This is a genomic window from Ensifer sp. 38_S197, assembly GCF_056924495.1.
The window spans coordinates 684,531-702,794 of the sequence record NZ_JBXOVZ010000002.1 but is presented as its reverse complement, the minus strand read 5'-3'; the positions used below and the strand labels follow the sequence as shown (position 1 = coordinate 702,794).

The 18,264-nt window shown below is 63.5% G+C and carries 17 protein-coding genes and 1 riboswitch; of the genes, 10 read left to right on the top strand and 7 right to left on the bottom strand.

What is annotated here, in order from left to right; translation table 11 throughout:
- Positions 1–4 precede the first annotated feature (4 nt).
- From AC1Z3V_RS16650 to AC1Z3V_RS16635, 4 genes are all read left to right on the top strand, one after another.
- Positions 5–418 (top strand): RNA-binding S4 domain-containing protein, encoded by a 414-nt coding sequence (locus AC1Z3V_RS16650; RefSeq protein ID WP_483500464.1) that lies wholly within the window; start codon positions 5–7, stop codon positions 416–418.
- Positions 419–698: 280 nt separating this feature from the next.
- A complete protein-coding gene (fdxA, locus tag AC1Z3V_RS16645; protein ID WP_429814619.1) occupies positions 699–1,037 on the top strand; it encodes a ferredoxin FdxA in 339 nt (112 codons plus the stop codon).
- Between the two features lie 410 nt (positions 1,038–1,447).
- On the top strand, positions 1,448–2,017 hold the full coding sequence (locus tag AC1Z3V_RS16640; protein WP_173517865.1) for a CarD family transcriptional regulator: 570 nt from the start codon (positions 1,448–1,450) through the stop codon (positions 2,015–2,017).
- 515 nt (positions 2,018–2,532) lie between these two features.
- Positions 2,533–3,399: an RNA polymerase factor sigma-32 gene (locus AC1Z3V_RS16635; protein WP_057254889.1), complete on the top strand. Its 867-nt coding sequence runs from the start codon at positions 2,533–2,535 to the stop codon at positions 3,397–3,399.
- Between the two features lie 230 nt (positions 3,400–3,629).
- Here AC1Z3V_RS16635 and AC1Z3V_RS16630 read toward each other — a convergent pair whose 3' ends face one another.
- The 4 genes from AC1Z3V_RS16630 to thiB form a co-directional block, all read right to left on the bottom strand.
- Positions 3,630–5,141 carry a M48 family metalloprotease gene (locus AC1Z3V_RS16630; RefSeq protein ID WP_429814625.1) on the bottom strand — a complete coding sequence of 504 codons (1,512 nt, stop codon included), beginning with the start codon at positions 5,139–5,141 and terminating at the stop codon, positions 3,630–3,632.
- Between the two features lie 282 nt (positions 5,142–5,423).
- Positions 5,424–6,143 carry a thiamine ABC transporter ATP-binding protein gene (thiQ, locus tag AC1Z3V_RS16625; protein ID WP_429814628.1) on the bottom strand — a complete coding sequence of 240 codons (720 nt, stop codon included), beginning with the start codon at positions 6,141–6,143 and terminating at the stop codon, positions 5,424–5,426.
- The gene (thiP, locus tag AC1Z3V_RS16620) at positions 6,140–7,768 is read right to left on the bottom strand and encodes a thiamine/thiamine pyrophosphate ABC transporter permease ThiP (protein ID WP_483500461.1); all 1,629 of its coding nucleotides are present in this window, start codon (positions 7,766–7,768) and stop codon (positions 6,140–6,142) included. Before thiP ends, thiQ begins: the two co-directional genes overlap by 4 nt.
- 7 nt (positions 7,769–7,775) lie before the next feature.
- Positions 7,776–8,804 carry a thiamine ABC transporter substrate binding subunit gene (thiB, locus tag AC1Z3V_RS16615; RefSeq protein ID WP_483500459.1) on the bottom strand — a complete coding sequence of 343 codons (1,029 nt, stop codon included), beginning with the start codon at positions 8,802–8,804 and terminating at the stop codon, positions 7,776–7,778.
- Between the two features lie 51 nt (positions 8,805–8,855).
- Positions 8,856–8,973, bottom strand: a riboswitch (TPP riboswitch).
- A 146-nt stretch (positions 8,974–9,119) separates the two neighbouring features.
- On the opposite strand from thiB, the gene AC1Z3V_RS16610 reads away from it, so the two are divergent.
- From AC1Z3V_RS16610 to AC1Z3V_RS16590, 5 genes are all read left to right on the top strand, one after another.
- The gene (locus AC1Z3V_RS16610) at positions 9,120–9,605 is read left to right on the top strand and encodes a GNAT family N-acetyltransferase (protein WP_483500457.1); all 486 of its coding nucleotides are present in this window, start codon (positions 9,120–9,122) and stop codon (positions 9,603–9,605) included.
- An 84-nt stretch (positions 9,606–9,689) separates the two neighbouring features.
- Positions 9,690–10,340, top strand: coding sequence for a thiamine diphosphokinase (locus AC1Z3V_RS16605; protein WP_483500456.1), 651 nt, complete (start codon positions 9,690–9,692; stop codon positions 10,338–10,340).
- Between the two features lie 3 nt (positions 10,341–10,343).
- Positions 10,344–12,173 (top strand): ABC-F family ATP-binding cassette domain-containing protein, encoded by a 1,830-nt coding sequence (locus AC1Z3V_RS16600; RefSeq protein WP_483500454.1) that lies wholly within the window; start codon positions 10,344–10,346, stop codon positions 12,171–12,173.
- Between the two features lie 181 nt (positions 12,174–12,354).
- Positions 12,355–12,858, top strand: a complete 504-nt coding sequence (locus AC1Z3V_RS16595) for a MarR family winged helix-turn-helix transcriptional regulator (RefSeq protein WP_429814643.1) — start codon at positions 12,355–12,357, stop codon at positions 12,856–12,858.
- Positions 12,855–14,093 carry a multidrug effflux MFS transporter gene (locus tag AC1Z3V_RS16590; RefSeq protein ID WP_483500452.1) on the top strand — a complete coding sequence of 413 codons (1,239 nt, stop codon included), beginning with the start codon at positions 12,855–12,857 and terminating at the stop codon, positions 14,091–14,093. Before AC1Z3V_RS16595 ends, AC1Z3V_RS16590 begins: the two co-directional genes overlap by 4 nt.
- Positions 14,094–14,149: 56 nt before the next feature.
- Here AC1Z3V_RS16590 and AC1Z3V_RS16585 read toward each other — a convergent pair whose 3' ends face one another.
- A complete protein-coding gene (locus tag AC1Z3V_RS16585) occupies positions 14,150–15,367 on the bottom strand; it encodes an argininosuccinate synthase (protein WP_483500451.1) in 1,218 nt (405 codons plus the stop codon).
- Between the two features lie 170 nt (positions 15,368–15,537).
- On the opposite strand from AC1Z3V_RS16585, the gene AC1Z3V_RS16580 reads away from it, so the two are divergent.
- A complete protein-coding gene (locus AC1Z3V_RS16580; protein ID WP_483500449.1) occupies positions 15,538–16,179 on the top strand; it encodes a LysE family translocator in 642 nt (213 codons plus the stop codon).
- A gap of 270 nt (positions 16,180–16,449) precedes the next feature.
- Here the strand turns inward: AC1Z3V_RS16580 and AC1Z3V_RS16575 are convergent, their stop codons facing one another.
- Positions 16,450–17,244 (bottom strand): ABC transporter ATP-binding protein, encoded by a 795-nt coding sequence (locus AC1Z3V_RS16575; protein ID WP_429814653.1) that lies wholly within the window; start codon positions 17,242–17,244, stop codon positions 16,450–16,452.
- Positions 17,241–18,119 carry an ABC transporter permease gene (locus AC1Z3V_RS16570; protein ID WP_483500447.1) on the bottom strand — a complete coding sequence of 293 codons (879 nt, stop codon included), beginning with the start codon at positions 18,117–18,119 and terminating at the stop codon, positions 17,241–17,243. Before AC1Z3V_RS16570 ends, AC1Z3V_RS16575 begins: the two co-directional genes overlap by 4 nt.
- Between the last annotated feature and the right edge of the window lie 145 nt (positions 18,120–18,264).

Below are 18,264 nucleotides of genomic sequence, written 5' to 3'. Positions count from 1 at the left end.
GCACATGGAAAAACAGCCCACGACCAACCCGGCATCGCGCCAGCGTCTCGACAAGTGGCTGTTTTTCACGCGGCTGATCAAATCGCGCTCGCTTGCGCAAAAGGCGATCGAGGACGGCCGGGTGGCCGTCAACGAGCAGCGCGTGACGCAGTCGTCGTTTCAGGTCAAGGCGGGGGACGTGCTTGAGCTCGCCCTCGACCGCCGCGCGCTGATCGTGCGCGTGCTTGCCCCCGGGGAGCGACGTGGCCCCTACGAGGAGGCGCGGCTTCTTTATGACGATCTCACGCCTGAACAGCCGAAGGAAAGGCTCTCGGCTTATGATCTCGCCACACGCGACCGTGGGGCGGGACGCCCGACCAAGAAAGAGCGGCGGGAAACCGATCGGCTGAAACCCGATTTCGATCCGCGCGAGGATTGAAGCGCGTCGCGATCTTGCCGATCCGCTCCGTGCGCTTTACCGCAAAACTGCTGCGCACTTTGCGTGACATGCTTTAGAAAACTCTGCCTTTGCCGCGGCGTTTCGCGCATTGAATATTCTTGCAAAGGGCCCATAAAGCCTTTACCTGACAGACCCACGTTGGGTGCATCGGGTTTGCTTCGGCAGCTATGCGCGCCGGACATTCCTAGCATGCGCGGACGACGAGCATCACCATTGATTGCCGTCTGCCATCAAACGTGAGCATTGGCTGGAGTACCTCATGACGTACGTCGTGACCGACAACTGCATTCGCTGCAAGTATACCGACTGTGTCGAAGTCTGCCCCGTGGATTGCTTCTATGAGGGTGAGAATTTCCTCGTCATCCATCCGGACGAGTGCATCGATTGTGGCGTCTGCGAACCGGAATGTCCTGCCGAAGCGATCAAGCCGGATACGGAGCCGGGCCTTGATAAGTGGTTGAAACTGAACGCTGATTTTGCCACGAAGTGGCCGAACATCACGGTCAAGCGCGATCCGATGCCGGAAGCCAAGGAGATGGACGGCGTCGAAGGCAAGTACGAGAAATTCTTCTCTGCCGAGCCGGGCCAGGGCGACTGAGGCGAACGATCTCCATCGTTCGTCGAGGCTGACGCAGTGAGAGCGACCCAGCGCGCCAAACCTGGGGAAAACACGCACTGCGCTCGCAGTTGCGAGAATGGCGGCTTGATGACTGCCATGCAGCAAATTATTGATTTCGGCACTTTTTTGTGATAGGTTCCTTCTACTGATCCACAGAGGGTGTTTTTGCGCGCCCGAAAACCATCACGAAAGCAAACGATCTCCAAAACGCGGTTCTCCCTATTTACGCAACATGGCTTTGCTCTGTTGCGACCGCATTTCATGAGGCTGTTTGCGTTCCTTGGACGGACCAGGATGTACCCACCCGGCGGTATCCCCGTCTATCCCGGGCCTCACTGACCCGGCCCCGGCCAGAATGGCCGGCGCGAAACAGGGAGTTTTTGAAACGAATGACGACCCAGCAGAAAAAATCTTCGACACGCCAGGGCTTCAAGACCGGTGAATCGATCGTCTATCCGGCCCACGGCGTTGGCCAGATCGTGGCGATCGAAGAGCAGGAAGTCGCCGGCATGAAGCTTGAGCTTTTTGTCATCGATTTCGAGAAGGACAAGATGCGTCTGAAGGTGCCGGTGGCCAAGGCTGTCAGCATTGGCATGCGCAAGCTGTCCGAAACCGATTTTGTCGATCGTGCGTTGAAGGTTGTGCAGGGCAAGGCTCGCGTGAAGCGCACCATGTGGTCGCGCCGCGCCCAGGAGTACGATGCCAAGATCAATTCCGGCGACCTGATTTCCATCGCGGAAGTCGTCCGCGATCTTTATCGCGCCGAAAACCAGCCGGAACAGTCCTATTCCGAACGCCAGCTCTATGAGGCTGCCCTTGACCGCATGGCGCGCGAAATCGCTGCCGTGAACAAGATGTCGGAGACCGAAGCCGTGCGCCTCGTCGAGGCCAACCTCAGCAAGGGCCCGAAGCGCGGCAAGGCTATCGAAGAAGACGATACCCAGGACGAAGCTGCGTAAGCGCATTTCGCCGCATCAGTACTTGCACGAAGCCCGGCCATCGCGCCGGGCTTTTTCTTTGACCGAATGGAACCTTTCGCGCTGACGCGCATTTATATTGGCCGGCAGGAATGCGCCGCTTTCGCGCCGGGCGATCTTGGTTCTGTGGTCCATCACCGTTCAGGTTCGTGACTTCGAAGTTAGGGCGCCGCGTCGTTTCTTCAAGTTTCGACGGTGCGGCCCCGGAGCATCCCGCTTCAATTGGCATCACGGGAAGCGGAAAAGATGCTCTCGAAACAAAGTGCTAGAGCGACCTCAATGCGTTGATCTGAACGCACGGCGCTCCAGAGCGGGATGAGGATACGCGTGAGCGGTTTTCCGCTCGCATCCTGCTCTGGCTTATTAGAATCGATCACGATGATTTGGATCGACCCAATTCATAGTGATCTGGACGCCCCTGCTGCCGGACGCCTCATCCGTCCGGCCCTTTTGGACTTCACACGCAATGGCGCCCGGCGCCAGTCACGGAGTGATCGATGAAGACTCTCACTGCAGACCGGCGGATGATCAAGATCGCAATGGAGGCCCCTTATCTCGAGCGCGACGAGGAGCACGCGCTGGCCCAGGCCTGGCGGAACGACCATGATCAGGAAGCCCGCAACAAGATCGCCATGTCCCACATGCGGCTGGTGATCTCGATGGCAGCGAAATTCCGCAATTTCGGCCTGCCGATGGGCGATCTGGTGCAGGAGGGCCATATCGGCCTCCTGGAAGCGGCCGCCCGCTTCGAACCCAGCCGTGAGGTCAGGTTCTCGACCTATGCGACCTGGTGGATCCGGGCATCGATGCAGGACTACGTCCTGCGCAATTGGTCGATCGTCCGCGGCGGCACGAGTTCGGCGCAGAAGGCGCTGTTCTTCAACCTGCGGCGCTTGCGCGCGCGTCTTGCCCAAGGCGACAGGCAGCTTACATCGCAGGCTATGCATGAGGAAATCGCTGCGGCGCTTGGCGTCAGCATCGCCGATGTGCAGACCATGGATGCGCGGCTATCCGGCAGCGACACCTCCTTGCAGGCCCCGGTCGGCGGCGCCGATTCCGATGGCGGCGAGCGACTGGATTTCCTGGCCAGCGATGCGCCGCTCCCCGACGAACAGGTCAGCGACATGATCGACGGAGAGCGCGCCCGTGTGTGGCTTCGCGATGCGCTCGGGGCCTTGACGGAGAGGGAGATGCGGATCATCCGTGCACGACGACTTTCGGAGGATGGTGCGACGCTCGAAGAACTTGGCCTCGATCTCGGCATTTCCAAGGAACGGGTGCGGCAGATCGAAACCCGGGCGCTCGAAAAGCTGAGAGTGGCGCTCGCGACGAAAGCGCCGGCCCTGACCGCAGGCATTCACTGAAGCGCGTCGCGATCTTTCAGCTTCGCTCCTTGCGCTTTAAGCCTTTGATATTTCGCATGTCGTTGTTAGCGCGACATGCTTTAGCAGCCAGCATAGGTACCGGGTAGTGGCTTGGACCAGTCCGAGGCGCTACGCGTGCGTTCGCATATTGAGGTCCGCCCGCCCGGCGAATGCCTGAGCATTCCGCCGCACAAGCGCGTGCGAACTCGCCTTCGGTGAGGCGCCGTCGCTTACTCGGAAACGATTTTCACCTTGTCACCCGGCTTCACCGTCGAGGTAACCTGCATCGCATTGATCACCCGGAACAGGTCGAGTTTGCGATCCGTTCCCATCATGCGGGCAGAGAGCGTCGCGATCGTCTCGCCGGGCCTTACCGTCACGACCCGGATGCGCAGCGGCTTCAATGACTGGGCCTCGGCTGGCGTCATGCGGCGGAACGAGCTGCGCAATTGGTTGGCGGTCGGCTCGAGTGCGCTCGAACCCTTCGGAACGGCGGTGAGGAAGCGGTAGATGCGGTTGTCGATGCGGATGACCGTGACGTCGAAGTCCCAGCGATCGGCGGAGGCGCGCGCGGTCGCGGCATCGAGGCCGTTGATATTGATCGGCCTGATCGTGTCGGGTTGCAGGCCGGTCACCCAGCCGCTGGCGATATAGTCGGTTAGGCTGCGGCCGCCGGTGTCCGCCACGCCGTCGAAGCGTACGGCGATGTCGCCCGGGCCGGTCGCGAGAACCGCTTCCGCCTTGTTGTCGATCTGGAAGCCGGTCGGCACGTCGAAGCGGATGCCGAGCTGGCCGTGCAGGAAGGTCTGGCCGCGGACATAGCCTTCCTGCGGGCTGTCGCCGTAGAGCAGGCCGTCGATGCCGGCGAGGTAATAGTCGCGGCCGCGATCTCCGCTGGTGCCTTCCGGGCCGAAGGCGCGGGCATGCCGGCGCGCAAGGTCCACACGCTGCGGCGCGTTCGGATGGCTCGACAGGAAGTCGAGGCTCTGGTCGGATTCCGGATCGACCGCGGTGAAGCGGCTATAGGCCGCCATCGAATCGAGGAAGCGTGCCGCGGCATAGGGGTCATAGCCGGCTTCGCCGAGCATGCGCACGCCGATCACGTCCGCCTGGAGTTCCTGGTTGCGCGAAAAGGCCGCAAGCCTGAGCTTGCCGCGGGCGAGCGCCTGTTTGCCGGCGAGATCGGACGACAGCACCTCGGAGACCACGCGGCTGGCGATGACTTCCGCTTCCTCGCGCTGCTGGCGCTCGATGCCGTGGTTGGCGGTAACGTGCGCCATCTCGTGCGACAAGACGGCTGCGACCTCGGAGGCATCGTTGGCAAGGGCGAGCAGGCCGCGGGTGACGTAGAGATAGCCCCCCGGCAGCGCAAAGGCGTTGATTGCCGGCGAATTCAGAATGGTGATGCGATAGGACTGCTGCGGGTTTTCCGAGACGGCGGTCAGCGCTCCGGCGATGCGGGCGACCAGCCGTTCGGTCTTCGCGTCCTTGTATTCGCCGCCATAGCTTGCGACGATGCGCGGATGTTCGCGCGCGCCCATTTTTGCGCGCGGGTCGTTCTTCTGGACCTCGTCGACAATCTGCGGATTGGACGAAGGCGAAACGGTCGGCTCGTAGGCTTGCTCGATCACCGACTGGCATGCGGAGAGAAGCGTGGTCGCGAGCAGTGCAACCACGGCGCGTGCACGCAGCCGTCCGCGCTTCGGCGGGAACCGGTCGTGTGTGACTGTATGCCTCTCCATGCCTCAGCCCGTTTCCCGTCGATCGCTCCGGAACGACAGCGTTGAAAGTCCTACTTTTTCAGTCCGGCAGCGTTGCTCCGCCGCGACTGTTCAGCCCTGGTCTTGCTGTATCTGATTTCAGCGCCACCTGCCTAGTTTGTCTCGGTAGAAATAGTTGCCCCGTGGTATCACGGCAACGGATGCGCGAATATTCGTGCCCACGGCCGGATATTTCGCGCGTCGCATGGTGTCGCGGTCAAATTGTGGCAATCGGCTGAGGGCGAGGCGAAACTGCACCCTCCTTCACGCGTTGCCGAGAAAGCGGTCGATTGCCGCATTGTCACGCCGCTCCAGGAAGCGGTCGAGCGTATCGTGGGCAATGATACGCCCCTGGTCGAGAAAAAGCACGCTATCGGCCAGTGCCTTCACGTCTTCGGGATGGTGCGTGATCATCAAGATGGTGTTGCCTTCTTCCGCGTGCAGCTCGCGAAGAAGCGTGCGCATGCCGGTGCGCATCCCGGGATCGAGGGCAGCAAAAGGTTCATCCAGCAGGAGGAGGGGGCGGTGCCGCACGAGTGCGCGGGCGAGCGCGACCCGCTGGCGTTCCCCGCCGGAAAGCGTGGATGGCAGCCGTCGCCCGAAGCCTTCAAGCCCAACGCGGCGAAGCGCGTCCTCGATCTTCTTCCGATCTTCGTCCGTCAGGCGAAGTGCGGGATCGATGCCGAGGCCGACATTGGTCGCGACATCGAGATGGGCGAAGAGATTGTTGTCCTGGAAGATCATCGAGACCGGGCGCTCGGAAGGTGCCTGGTTGCCTGCGTTCTCACCGAGGATGCGGATCTCGCCGCGGTCGGCATCTTCAAAACCTGCAATGAGGTGGAAGAGCGTCGACTTGCCGGTGCCGGAGGCGCCGGCAACGGCAACGATGCCGCCGGCGGCGATTGTGCAATCGAAGCGCAGCGTGGTCGCTTCGAAACGAACCTCGACATTGCGCAGTTCTATGGCAGCGGTGGGCTCAGTCATGCTTTGCGTCTTTCCGGCCGGCGGGCGTCATCGGCCGTGCCGAGGATGGTGAAGATCAGGCAGAGAAGCCCGAGGAAGAGGGCGAGGCCGGCCGCATCGGCCGTGCGGTAGCTGCCCATTCGGCTATAGAGCAGCCAGGGAAGCGTCACCATGTCCTGCGAGCCGAAGAGGGCGACGGCGCCGAGATCGCCCAGCGACAGCGCCATGGCGAAGGAGAGCGCCATCAGCAACGGTTTGCGGAGGGCGGGAAGGTCGATCCATCGCAGGCGATGAAAGCCGCGGATGCCAAGGCTCGCCACCAGCCGTTCAGAGCGCGCCGCGTGCGTCGCCATGGCCGGTGCCAGGATACGGTGGACGAAGGGGAGCGCCATCAGGGCATTGATCGCCACGACGATGACCGGCGCAAAGCGCGCGACATCACCGAAGGGGCGGAGGAGCAGGAACCAGCCTGCGCCGAGCACGACCGGCGGCACCAGCAGGATGAGCGAGGTGCTGGCGCCGATCATGCCGGCAAAGCCGTATGCCAGCCTTCCCGCATGACGGGGAGCGGTCATTGTCGCTGCGGCGCGGATCATGACGGCTGCCATGGCAACCGAGGCGAATGCCGAGGCAAGCGCGATCTCAGCACTCGTCATCAGTGCCCGGTGCACGTTCGGATCCCGGGCGAGCTTGAGGATATCGGCCTGCAGCCCGGAAACGACCATCGCAACCAGGGGAGCGATGAGGAAGAGCAATGCCAGGACGATCCAGGCGCCGTCATTGAGGTGCGCCATTGGCGCTGTGCCATCGAAGCGGCGAACCGTGCGGCCGCCGGTCATACCCTCCTCAGGCTTCGTTGCCAGATGTCTGAGAATGAAAAGCAGGACGCCGGTCATGGCGATCTGCAGGCCGGACAGCGCGATGGCGCGCGGCGGATCGAAATCGAAGCGCAGCGCCTGGTAGATCGCGACCTCGATCGTGCTGGCCGCGGGCCCGCCGCCAAGCGTCAGCACGAGCGTGAAGCTGGTGGCGCAGAGCATGAACACGAGGCCGGCCGCACCCGGCAGCAGGCCGCGAAGCACAGGCCATTCGATGAAGCGGAAGAGCGCATGGGACGGCATGCCGAGATTGGCGGCGCTGCGCCAGTATTCGGCGGGAACGCGCTCGAGCCCGGCCAGGAACAGGCGCGCCGCAAGCGGCATGTTGAAGAAGACATGGGCGAGCAGGATGCCGAACAGGCCGTAGATGCTGACCGGCTGCTCAAGGCCAAGCCAGCGCAGGCCCGCATTGAGGAAACCCTGGCGTCCCCAGACCTCGATCAGCCCAAGCGCCCCGACGAGAACGGGCAGGCCGAGCGGCAGCGCCATCAGCCGCAAGAGCCAGATGCGGCCGAAAAACTGCGGCCGCCGCGCCAGCGCCCGTGCCACCGGTATGGCGAAGAGCACGGAGAGCAGCGTGGAAAGGCTTGCCTGCAGCAGCGTGAAGCGGGTGACGCGCCAGATATAGGCGTCGAACAGGGTGCCTTCGCCCGCGCCGCCGGTCTCAGCGAGCAAGGCGGCGATCGCCAGGCCGACGAAGAGCAGGAAGGCGCCGAGGCAAAAGGCCCCGGCGGCAACCGTCATGCGATTTTCGCGAGGCGCGAACAATCCAGCCTCAGTTCTTGCTCATCGCGGCAAGCCACTCGTCGATCCACGCCTTACGGTTCTTCGCGACTTCTTCCGACGGCAGCAGGAAGGTCTTTTCCGGAGTGACCAGCTTGTTGAAGGCATCCGGCAGCGGCGCGCTGGTGACGCCAACCGGCATCATCCAGTTGGTCGTCGGGATGATCGACTGGAACTCCGGCCCGGTCATGAAGCTCAGGAACTGTTTTGCCAGTTCCGGCTCCTTGGCATTCTTGGTCATGCCGGCGACTTCGATCTGGATGTAGTGCCCCTCGGAGAAGGCTGCGGCCTGGTAGCGGTCGGTGTTTTCCGCGACCATGTGGTAGGCGGGCGAGGTGGTATAGGAGAGCACCATCGGCGCTTCGCCCTTGGTGAACAGGCCATAGGCTTCCGACCAGCCCGGGGTGACCGTCAGGACGCGATCCTTGAGCTTTGCCCAGGCAGCGCCGGCCTCATCGCCATAGACGGCCTTGACCCAGAGCAGCAGACCGAGGCCTGGCGTCGAGGTACGCGGATCCTCGATGACGATCTTCTGCGATGCGTCGCCCTCGACAAGCTCCTTGAGACTCTTCGGCGGCGTCTTCAAGGTCTGGGTGTCGTAGACGACGGCGAAGTGGCCGTAGTCGTAGGGCAGGAAGGTGTCGTCGGAGAAGCCGCCCGGTACCTTCAGGTCCTTGGCATCGATGCCGTGCGGCGCGAAGAAACCGGTCGCCTTGGCTTCGGCGACGAGATTGGTGTCGAGGCCGAGCACGATGTCGGCTTTCGAAGCGCCGCCTTCAAGCTTCAGGCGGGTCAAGAGTTCGACGCCGTCGGCGACGCCGACATAGTTGACCTTGCATTCGCAGGTCTTTTCGAAGGCTTCGGCGACCTTGGCGCCCGGGCCCCATTCGGTGATGAAGCTCTCATAGGTATAGACCGTCAGGGTCCTGTCGGCAGCGGCAGCGGCACCGACGAAAACCAGGCTTGCGGCCGCAGTCAGAGCTAGCCGGCTAAACAATTTGAATTGCAATGAATTGGGCATGGCGAGCACCTCTCTCCCAAAGTTCGTTGTTGCATGGGAAAAGGGCGTATCGATCCGATCGCGTCTAATCCCTCCGCCGGTATGAGCCGGATCAGGTTCCGCGGGTTGGCGTTTCACGCCTCTCAGCCTTCGGCCGTCATGCGGTCGGAAGGCACCCCGTTAGAGCGGCAAGAGATTTACCGCCACGTTGGTTCCATGGCAAGCGTGTTTGGTGCAAGTCGAGTTGATGCCTGCTCAGGGCATGGCGTCCGCGCTTGCGTAAGCCGGACGCTGCGCTAAGACAAAAACTGCAGGGAGCCGCGAGGAGGAAATGCCATGCCAGATATGCTCGTTCGACTATATGCCTTGCCGGCGCAGCCCCAGTCGAAGCTTGGCCCGGGCATCCGCATTCGCCGCGCCATGGCGCCCGAGCGCCGCCTGGTCGTCTCCTGGATCGAGAGGACTTTCGGCGCCGGCTGGGCGGGCGAGGCGGAAGCGGCCTTTTCCTCGACCCCGACGCGCATTCATATCGCGGTGCATGAAGAGAACATCGTCGGTTTCGCCTGCTACGACGTGACGGCGCTCGGTTTTTTCGGCCCGACCGGTGTCGACGAAGGCATGCGCGGGCAGGGCATCGGCGAGGCGCTGCTGATCGAAAGCCTGACGGCGATGCGCGAGGCTGGCTACGGTTATGCGGTCATCGGCGGGGTCGGTCCGGCGAAGTTCTATGAGCGGGTGGCCGGCGCGATCGAGATTCCGGATTCGACGCCCGGCGTCTATGCCGGCATGCTCTCTTCCGATCCGGTGCCGGAAGGCCATTGACGATCCTCGCAAAATCTTGAGATCCGCGCGTCTTCTCGCTTTCTTCGTTTTCCTTCCGCGGTCCTTTGCGCTATGGGCTTTGCCATGGCTCGATCGACCTTCACCATTCTGCTTGGCGGTGCGCTGACAAGCACCGACCGGCTGACACGCCAGCTCGGCGGAAGCCGCTTCGTCGCCGCTGACGGCGGCATGCGGCACGCGCGTCTGCTCGGCGTCGTTCCGGATGTCTGGGTCGGTGATTTCGATTCGACAGAAGATACCCTGCTTTCCGAATTCGCCTCCGTTCCGCGCGAGTCCTATCCGGCGGCAAAGGCGGCCACGGATGGCGAGATCGCCGTCGAGGCTGCCCTGTCGCGTGGTGCCGACAGCTTGATCTTTGCCGGTGCGCTTGGCGGCACCCGCAGCGACCATGCCTTCCTGCACCTGTTGCAGGCGGTCGGCCTTGCCGAGCGCGGGCTTTCGGTGCTGATGACCTCCGGCGAGGAAGAGGCCTATCCGCTGCTTGCCGGCACGCTGGAGCTCGACCTGCCGAAGGGTTGCCTCTTTTCGGTCCTTGGGTTGACCGAGCTCACCGGTCTTTCGATCGTCAATGCGCGTTACCCGCTCGACGATTTCACCCTGCCGTTCGGCTCGTCCCGAACCGTTTCCAATGTTGCGGAGGGTCCCCTTCGCTTCAGCCTCAAGAGCGGCCGCGCCATCGTGCTTGTCCGCCCCTATGATCTTACCGGAGCCTGAGCCTTGGCGCCCCCCATTCTGAAACTCGACGACATCTTCCTCACCTTCGGCGGCACGCCGCTTCTGGCCGGCGCCAATCTGCAAGTGGAGCCGGGCGACCGGATCTGCCTGGTTGGGCGCAACGGCTCGGGCAAGTCGACGCTGATGAAGATTGCCGCGGGTCTTGCGGAAGCGCAGTCGGGCGAAGTGTTCCGCCATCCCTCGGCGACCATCCGCTATCTGCACCAGGCGCCGGATTTCGACGGCTACGACACGGTGCAGGCCTATGCCGAAGCGGGGCTCGGCCCGGGCGACGACCCCTATCGCGTCGCCTATCTGCTGCAGCATCTGGGACTGACCGGTGAAGAAGACCCGAAGCGGCTCTCCGGCGGCGAGGCGCGCCGGGCGGCGCTCGCCCGCGTCATGGCGCCGGAGCCGGATATCCTGCTGCTTGACGAGCCGACCAACCATCTCGATCTGCCGACGATCGAATGGCTGGAAGACGAGCTTACCCGCAGCCGCTCGGCGCTGGTTTTGATCTCGCACGACCGGCGCTTCCTGGAGAAGGTGTCGACCGCGACCGTCTGGCTCGATCGTGGCCAGTCGCGCCGGCTCGACCGCGGCTTTGCCCACTTCGAGGCCTGGCGCGACGAGGTGCTGGAGGCGGAAGAACTGGAGCAGCATAAGCTCGGCAAGGCGATCGAACGCGAGGAACACTGGCTGCGCTATGGCGTGACCGCACGGCGCAAGCGCAACATGCGCCGTCTCGGTGAGCTGCAGACGATGCGGGCGGCCTATCGTGGCCACAAGGGACCGCAGGGGACGGTGCAGGCGACGCTTGCCGATGCCAAGGAGTCCGGCAAGCTGGTGATCGAGGCCGAGAAGATCAGCAAGGCCTATGGTGAGCGCACCATCGTTGCGCCCTTCTCGATCCGCGTGCACCGCGGCGACCGCATCGGTCTCGTCGGCCCCAACGGTGCCGGCAAGACGACGCTTCTGAAGATTCTGACCGGGCAGATCGAACCGGACAGCGGCACGGTCAAGCTCGGCACCAATCTCGAGATGGCGACGCTCGACCAGAAGCGCGAAGATCTCAATCTGGACGACACGCTGGCGCACTACCTGACGGACGGCCGCGGCGAGAACCTGCTGGTCAATGGCGAGCAGCGCCACGTCACCGGTTACATGAAGGATTTCCTGTTCCAGCCGGAGCAAGCGCGCACCCCGATCCGCGAACTCTCCGGCGGCGAGCGGGCAAGGCTGATGCTGGCGCGTATCCTGGCGCGGGCGACGAACCTCCTGATCCTTGACGAGCCGACCAACGACCTCGACATCGAGACGCTCGACCTCTTGCAGGAAATCGTCGCCGGCTTTGCCGGAACGGTGATCCTCGTCAGCCACGACCGTGATTTCCTCGACCGCACCGTGACCTCGACGATCGCGCCGGCAAACCCCGAGGAGCCGGACGGCCGCTGGATCGAATATGCCGGCGGCTATTCCGACATGATGGCGCAGCGTAAGGGCGCAATCGAGGAGAAGCGCAGAGCCGAAAGGGCGGAAAAGGCCAAGGCCAACGAAACGGCTGCACCCGCCGCCGAAGCGCCAAAGGCCGCCAAGGGCAAGCTTTCCTACAAGCAGAAATTCGCGCTCGAAAACCTGCCGAAGGAGATCGCCAAGGCGGAGGCAGAGGCCGCCAAGCGCGAGGAAAGGATGGCCGACCCCAACCTTTTCACAAAAGATCCAAATGCTTTTGCGAAGCTCGCGCAGGAATTGGAGAAGCTTCGTGCGGATCTGGCCCGCATGGAGGAGGAATGGCTGGAGCTTGAAATGCTGCGCGAGGAGCTCGAAGGCTAGGCGACATCCATTACAGTGTTGCGCGCCATATCAGGCGCGCAAGGGTCGCTGTAACGCTTTGAAGTTCTGCATGTTTTTATCCCTGAATCGGCTCGGTTTCAGGGAAACACGCGGTGGCGCGTTGAACGGCGTCGTCAGATATGATAAGTAAAACTTATTATATCATATGTGAACGATGCTGATGCCCTTCAAACTCGAATCCGAAACCATTGGAATGCTTTTGACCGACGTCTCGCGCCTGTTGCGCGGGGCTTTCGATCGCAAGGTCAACGCCATGGATCTGGGCATCACCCCAGGCGAGGCGCGCACGCTGATCCAGGTCGTGCTTACCGAGGGCATCAAGCAGGCGGAGATCGCGACCCGCATGGGGATCGAGCCGATGACGCTTTCGGCCTATCTCGACAGGCTGGAGACGATGGGGCTCGTCGCCCGCGTGCCGGATCCGGCGGACCGTCGCGCCAAGAACGTCGTCATCACCGACAAGGCAGGCCCGCTGCTCACCGACCTGATGGCGGGGTTGCGAGAGATGATGAACGCCTATACGGCCGGGCTCGACGAGGCGACCCGCGAGGTTCTTTGCGCCAACCTGCGCATCCTGCGCGACAATTTACGTGAGCTTGACCCGTGCCTTGCCGGCAAGGAGGCTGGCGAGAAGTCCGAGGAACAGCCGGGAGCCCCGCGATGACGCGTCGCATGAGCGAACGGCGCACGAGCATCATCGGCGCCTTCCTGGTGGCGCTCGGCCCGGTCTCCATGGCGCTTTACACCCCTGCCATGCCGGAGCTGGTGCGCGCCTTCTCTTCCAGCGAGGCGGCGATCAAGATGACGCTGTCGCTCTATTTCGCGGGGTTCGCCTTTGCCCAGCTCGTTTCCGGCACGCTCTCCGACGTCATCGGCCGACGCCGCGCGACGCTGATCTTCATGGCGATCTATCTCATCGGCAGTCTGATGGCCGCCTTCGCGCCTTCGGTTGCGGTGCTCCTCGCCGGGCGTCTGGTGCAGGGCATCGGCGCGTCCGTCGGCATGACGGTGGCCCGCGCGATCGTGCGCGACCAGTTCACGGGAACCGAAGCCGCGCGCATCATGAACATGATCGGCATGATGCTGGCACTTGGACCTGCAGTTTCGCCGACGCTCGGCGGCCTGGCGCTCGGGCTGTTCGGCTGGCGGTCGATCTTCTTCCTGATGGTCGGCTTTGCCGCGATGGCCTGCCTCACCGTACAGTTCTTCATGGCCGAGACCGTGGCGCCTGATCCGGCCAAGGGACACCTGAAGCCGATCCTTGCGGCCTATCGTCGATTGGTGAGCGACAGCCGTTTCGTCTCCTCGACGCTGGTCATCGGCGGTGCCGTCGGCGCGCTCTATGCCTGGGCGACGATGCTGCCCTTCGTGCTCATCAACGAGGTGGGTCTGACGCCGACCGAATTCGGTGTCGGCATGTTGATGCAGTCGGGCCTGTTCTTTTCGGGGACCGTGGTGGTCCGGCTGCTGATGCGGCGCTTCACGCCGCAGGCGCTGGTACCGGCGGGCCTCGTCTTCATCGGTCTCGCCAGTCTCGCGCTTGCCTATAGCATGCATGTGCTTTTGCCGAGCTTCCTGTCGGTCATGCTGCCGATCGGTCTCTACGCTTTCGGCATCGCCTTCGTGATGCCCTATATGATGACGGCGGCGATGGCGCCCTTTCCCGATATCGCCGGCACGGCATCGGCTGTCATGGGGTTCGTGCAGATGGGGTCGGGGTTGCTCGGTGGGGCGATCGCCGCCGCGGTCGGCGCGCCAGTGCTGGCGCTCGGCACGATCATCCCTAGCTTCGGCCTTGTCTGTATCCTCAGCTATGTCTGGTATCGCCGGACGGTTCGGTTGCAGCCGCTGGCCGCGACTGCCGACCGCGAGGAGCCGCTGCCGGAGGCGGCGGAATAAGGCAACAAAAAACCTCCGCGAACGGGTCGCGGAGGCCTGTTTTTTCGGAGCTCGTCTTAGCGGTTGCGCGCGGCCAGCGTGCGCAGGCGCAGCGCGTTGAGCTTGATGAAGCCGGCAGCGTCCTTCTGGTCGTAGGCGCCCTGGTCGTCCTCGAAGGTGACCAGCTTGTCGGAGTAGAGCGACTTGGCGCTCTCGCGGCCGACGACCATGACGTTGCCCTTGTAGAGCTTTAGCGTCACTTCGCCCTCGACATGCTCCTGGCTCTTGTCGATCGCGGCCTGCAGCATTTCGCGCTCCGGCGAGAACCAGAAGCCGTAATAGATCAGCTCGGCATAACGCGGCATCAGCTCGTCCTTGAGGTGTGCGGCGCCACGGTCGAGCGTGATCGATTCGATCGCGCGGTGAGCGGAAAGAAGGATGGTGCCGCCGGGGGTCTCGTAGACGCCGCGCGACTTCATACCGACGAAGCGGTTTTCGACGAGATCGAGGCGGCCGATACCGTTGTCGCGGCCGTATTCGTTGAGCTTGGCGAGCAGGCTCGCCGGCGACAGGCGCACGCCGTTGATCGAGACGGCGTCGCCGCGCTCGAAGCCGATCTTAATGATGGTCGCCTTGTCGGGAGCGGCCTCGGGCGAGATCGTGCGCATGTGCACGTATTCAGGCGCTTCCTGGGCCGGATCTTCCAGAACCTTGCCTTCGGACGAGGAGTGCAGCAGGTTGGCGTCGACGGAGAAGGGAGCCTCGCCCTTCTTATCCTTGGCAACCGGGATCTGATGCTTCTCGGCGAATTCGAGCAGGTCGGTGCGGCTCTTGAACGACCAGTCGCGCCAGGGGGCGATGATCTTGATGTCGGGGTTCAGAGCATAGGCCGAAAGCTCGAAGCGAACCTGGTCGTTGCCCTTGCCAGTGGCGCCGTGGGCGATCGCGTCGGCGCCGGTCTTCCGGGCGATGTCGATCAGGTGCTTGGAGATCAGCGGGCGGGCGATCGAGGTGCCGAGCAGGTAGACGCCTTCATAGACCGCATTGGCGCGGAACATCGGGAAGACGAAATCCTTGACGAACTCCTCGCGGACGTCCTCGATGTAGATTTCCTTGATGCCGAGCATTTCGGCCTTCTTGCGGGCCGGCTCGAGCTCTTCGCCCTGGCCGAGGTCGGCGGTGAAGGTGACGACTTCCGCGCCGAGTTCGGTCTGCAGCCACTTCAGGATGATCGAGGTGTCGAGACCGCCCGAATAGGCGAGAACGACCTTTTTCACGTCTTTATGCGATGCCATGGTTTCCGTCCGTCTGGTCTTGGGAGGGCGGCGATGCCGCGTGCAAATCTGCGGCACTTTAGCCAGAACCTGCGGCGATACAAGCATTAGAACGCCGGATCTCGCGAATCCGCTGGCAAAAGAGCGGGCGCGGGATTACGGAAGGTGACCTCGCGCCTCGGAGACCGACGATGGACTTCATTCCCAGCCTGCCGACCCTCTTGACCTTCGCGGCCGCGACGCTGCTTCTGGCGGCGACGCCCGGTCCGGACATGACACTTTCGATCAGCCGCGCACTGGCGCAAGGCAAGAAGGCCGCGCTCTTCGTCGTGCTCGGCACCAGCTTCGGCATCGTCGTGCATACGCTTCTCGTCGCCTTCGGCATCTCGGCGCTGATCACCGCTTCGCCCACCGCCTTCGCCATCCTCAAGACCGGCGGCGCCGCCTATCTTCTCTGGCTTGCGGTGCAGGCGATCCGCTTCGGCTCCAGCATCTCCGTCCAGAAGGTCGAGGCGGCGGAGGGCACGGCTGTTGCCAACATTTCCGCCGGCTTCTGGGTGAACCTACTCAATCCCAAGGTCATCATCTTCTTCATGACCTTCCTGCCGCAGTTCGTCAGCGCCGACGATCCTTCGGTCACCGGCAAGCTGCTGTTCCTCGGCCTGTTCTTCATCACGATCGGCATGCCGGTGAACATGCTGGTGGTCTTCACCGCCGACTGGCTCGCCTCCTGGCTTCAGCGCAACAAGGCGGCGATGCGGGCGCTCGACTTCAGCTTCGCCGGCGTCTTCTCGGTGTTCGCGGTGAAGATCTTCATGACGACGGCGCGCTGAACCGTCTTCGGAGATTTCGCCCCTCATCTGCCTGCCGGCATCTTCTCCCCGTTCTGACGGGCAGAAGAGCGCATGCCGCAGCGTTCGGCGCGAAACGCGACCGTCGGCGGCGCTGTAAGCAAGCCTGGAAGGGTTGGGCGATTGCAGCCTGTACCGGTGGCTGGCGGGAACCGAGCGATCGCCGCTTGTCTCTTCTCCCCGTGTCCACGGGGAGAAGATGCCGGCAGGCAGATGAGCGCCAATCTCGAAGAGGACGCCAGTTAAGCGGGATCAGCCGATCAGCAGCGCGTCGTCGTCGAGCGTCTGGCCGCGGATGCGGCGGAACATGGCGATCAGGTCCTCGACCTGCAATTCCTTGCGGCTGTCGCCGGCGACGTCGAGCACGATCTCGCCGCCGTGCAGCATGATGGTGCGGTGGCCGTAGTCGAGCGCCTGGCGCATCGAATGGGTGACCATCATCGTCGTCAGCTTGCGCTCCGAGACGATCTTCTGCGTGAGGTTCATCACGAACTCCGCCATGCCCGGATCGAGCGCTGCGGTGTGCTCGTCGAGCAGCAGCACTTCCGAACCCGCGAGCGTCGCCATGACCAGCGAAACCGCCTGGCGCTGGCCGCCGGAGAGCAGGTCCATGCGGTCGCCCATGCGGTTTTCAAGCCCGAGATTGAGCTCGGCGATGCGTTCGCGGAAATGCTCGCGGCGCTTGGGTCCGAGCGCTGCGGTGAGGCCGCGCGCTTCGCCGCGCTTGGCGGCGAGCGCCAGGTTTTCCTCGATCGAGAGCGCGCCGCAGCTGCCGGTCAGCGGATCCTGGAAAACGCGGGCGACGAGGCCGGCGCGGGCGGCGGTGCCCTTGCGGGTGACGTCGGTCTTGCCGATCGTCACCTGGCCGGCGCTCGGCAGCACATCGCCGGCGAGCACGCCGAGAAGGGTCGACTTGCCGGCGCCGTTGGAGCCGATGACGGTGACGAAGGAGCCCTGTTCGATCGTCAGGCTGACGCCGTTCAGCGCCTGCTTCTGCAGCGGCGTGCCCTTGCCGAAGATGACCTGGATGTTCTGGACGCTGATCATGCCGCACCTCCGCGACGAAGACGGGGAAGGATAAGGGCAAAGGTCACGAGTGCCGCGGTCACGAAGTTGAGGTCGGAGGCCTGCAGCCCGAGCATGTCGGTCGACAGCGCCAACTGGATGGCGATGCGGTAGAGGATCGAGCCGAGCACGCAGCCGATCAGCGCGATCAGGATGCCGCGGGCACCGAGCAGCGTCTCGCCGATGATGACGGCCGCGAGACCGACGACGATGGTGCCGACGCCCGAGGTGACGTCGGCAAAGCCGTTGGTCTGGGCAAAGAGCGCGCCGCCGAAGGCGACGAGCGCGTTGGAGATCGCCATGCCGAGATAGATCTGGCGGTTGGTGTCGACGCCCTGCGCGCGGGCCATGCGGGCGTTGGCGCCGGTGGCGCGCATCGCCAGACCGGCATCGCTTTCGAGGAAGCGCCAGACGACGACGACGGCGATGACGACGAGCACGCCGATGAACAGCGGACGGACATAGAAATCACGCAGGCCGAGGCCGTAGAAGGGCGACAGCATCGTGTCGGCATTGATCAGCGCAACGTTCGGCTTGCCCATGACGCGCAGGTTGACCGAGAAGAGCGCGATCATCGTCAGGATCGAGGCGAGCAGGTTGAGGATCTTGAAGCGCACGTTGAGCATCGCCGTGACGATGCCGGCCACGGCACCGGCGACCATCGCCACGCAGGCGGCAAGCCACGGATTGACGCCGGCGATGATCAGAACGGCGGTGACGGCAGCCCCGAGAGGAAACGATCCGTCGACGGTCAGGTCGGGGAAATCGAGTACCCGGAAAGCGAGAAAGACGCCGACGGCAACGAAGGCGTAGACCAGCCCCAGTTCCACGGCTCCCCAGAAAGCGATTAGACTCAACCCCAGACCCCCTTTTCCACGTGTCGCGCTTGGTTGTCCTTATGTGCGCGACGCTCCCGCCTGGCATATTCGCCCGACGGCGGGGCGCCCATGCCGCTTAGAACTTTGGAGCGGCCTTCGATATCCCAGGCCTCTCATAGCGAAC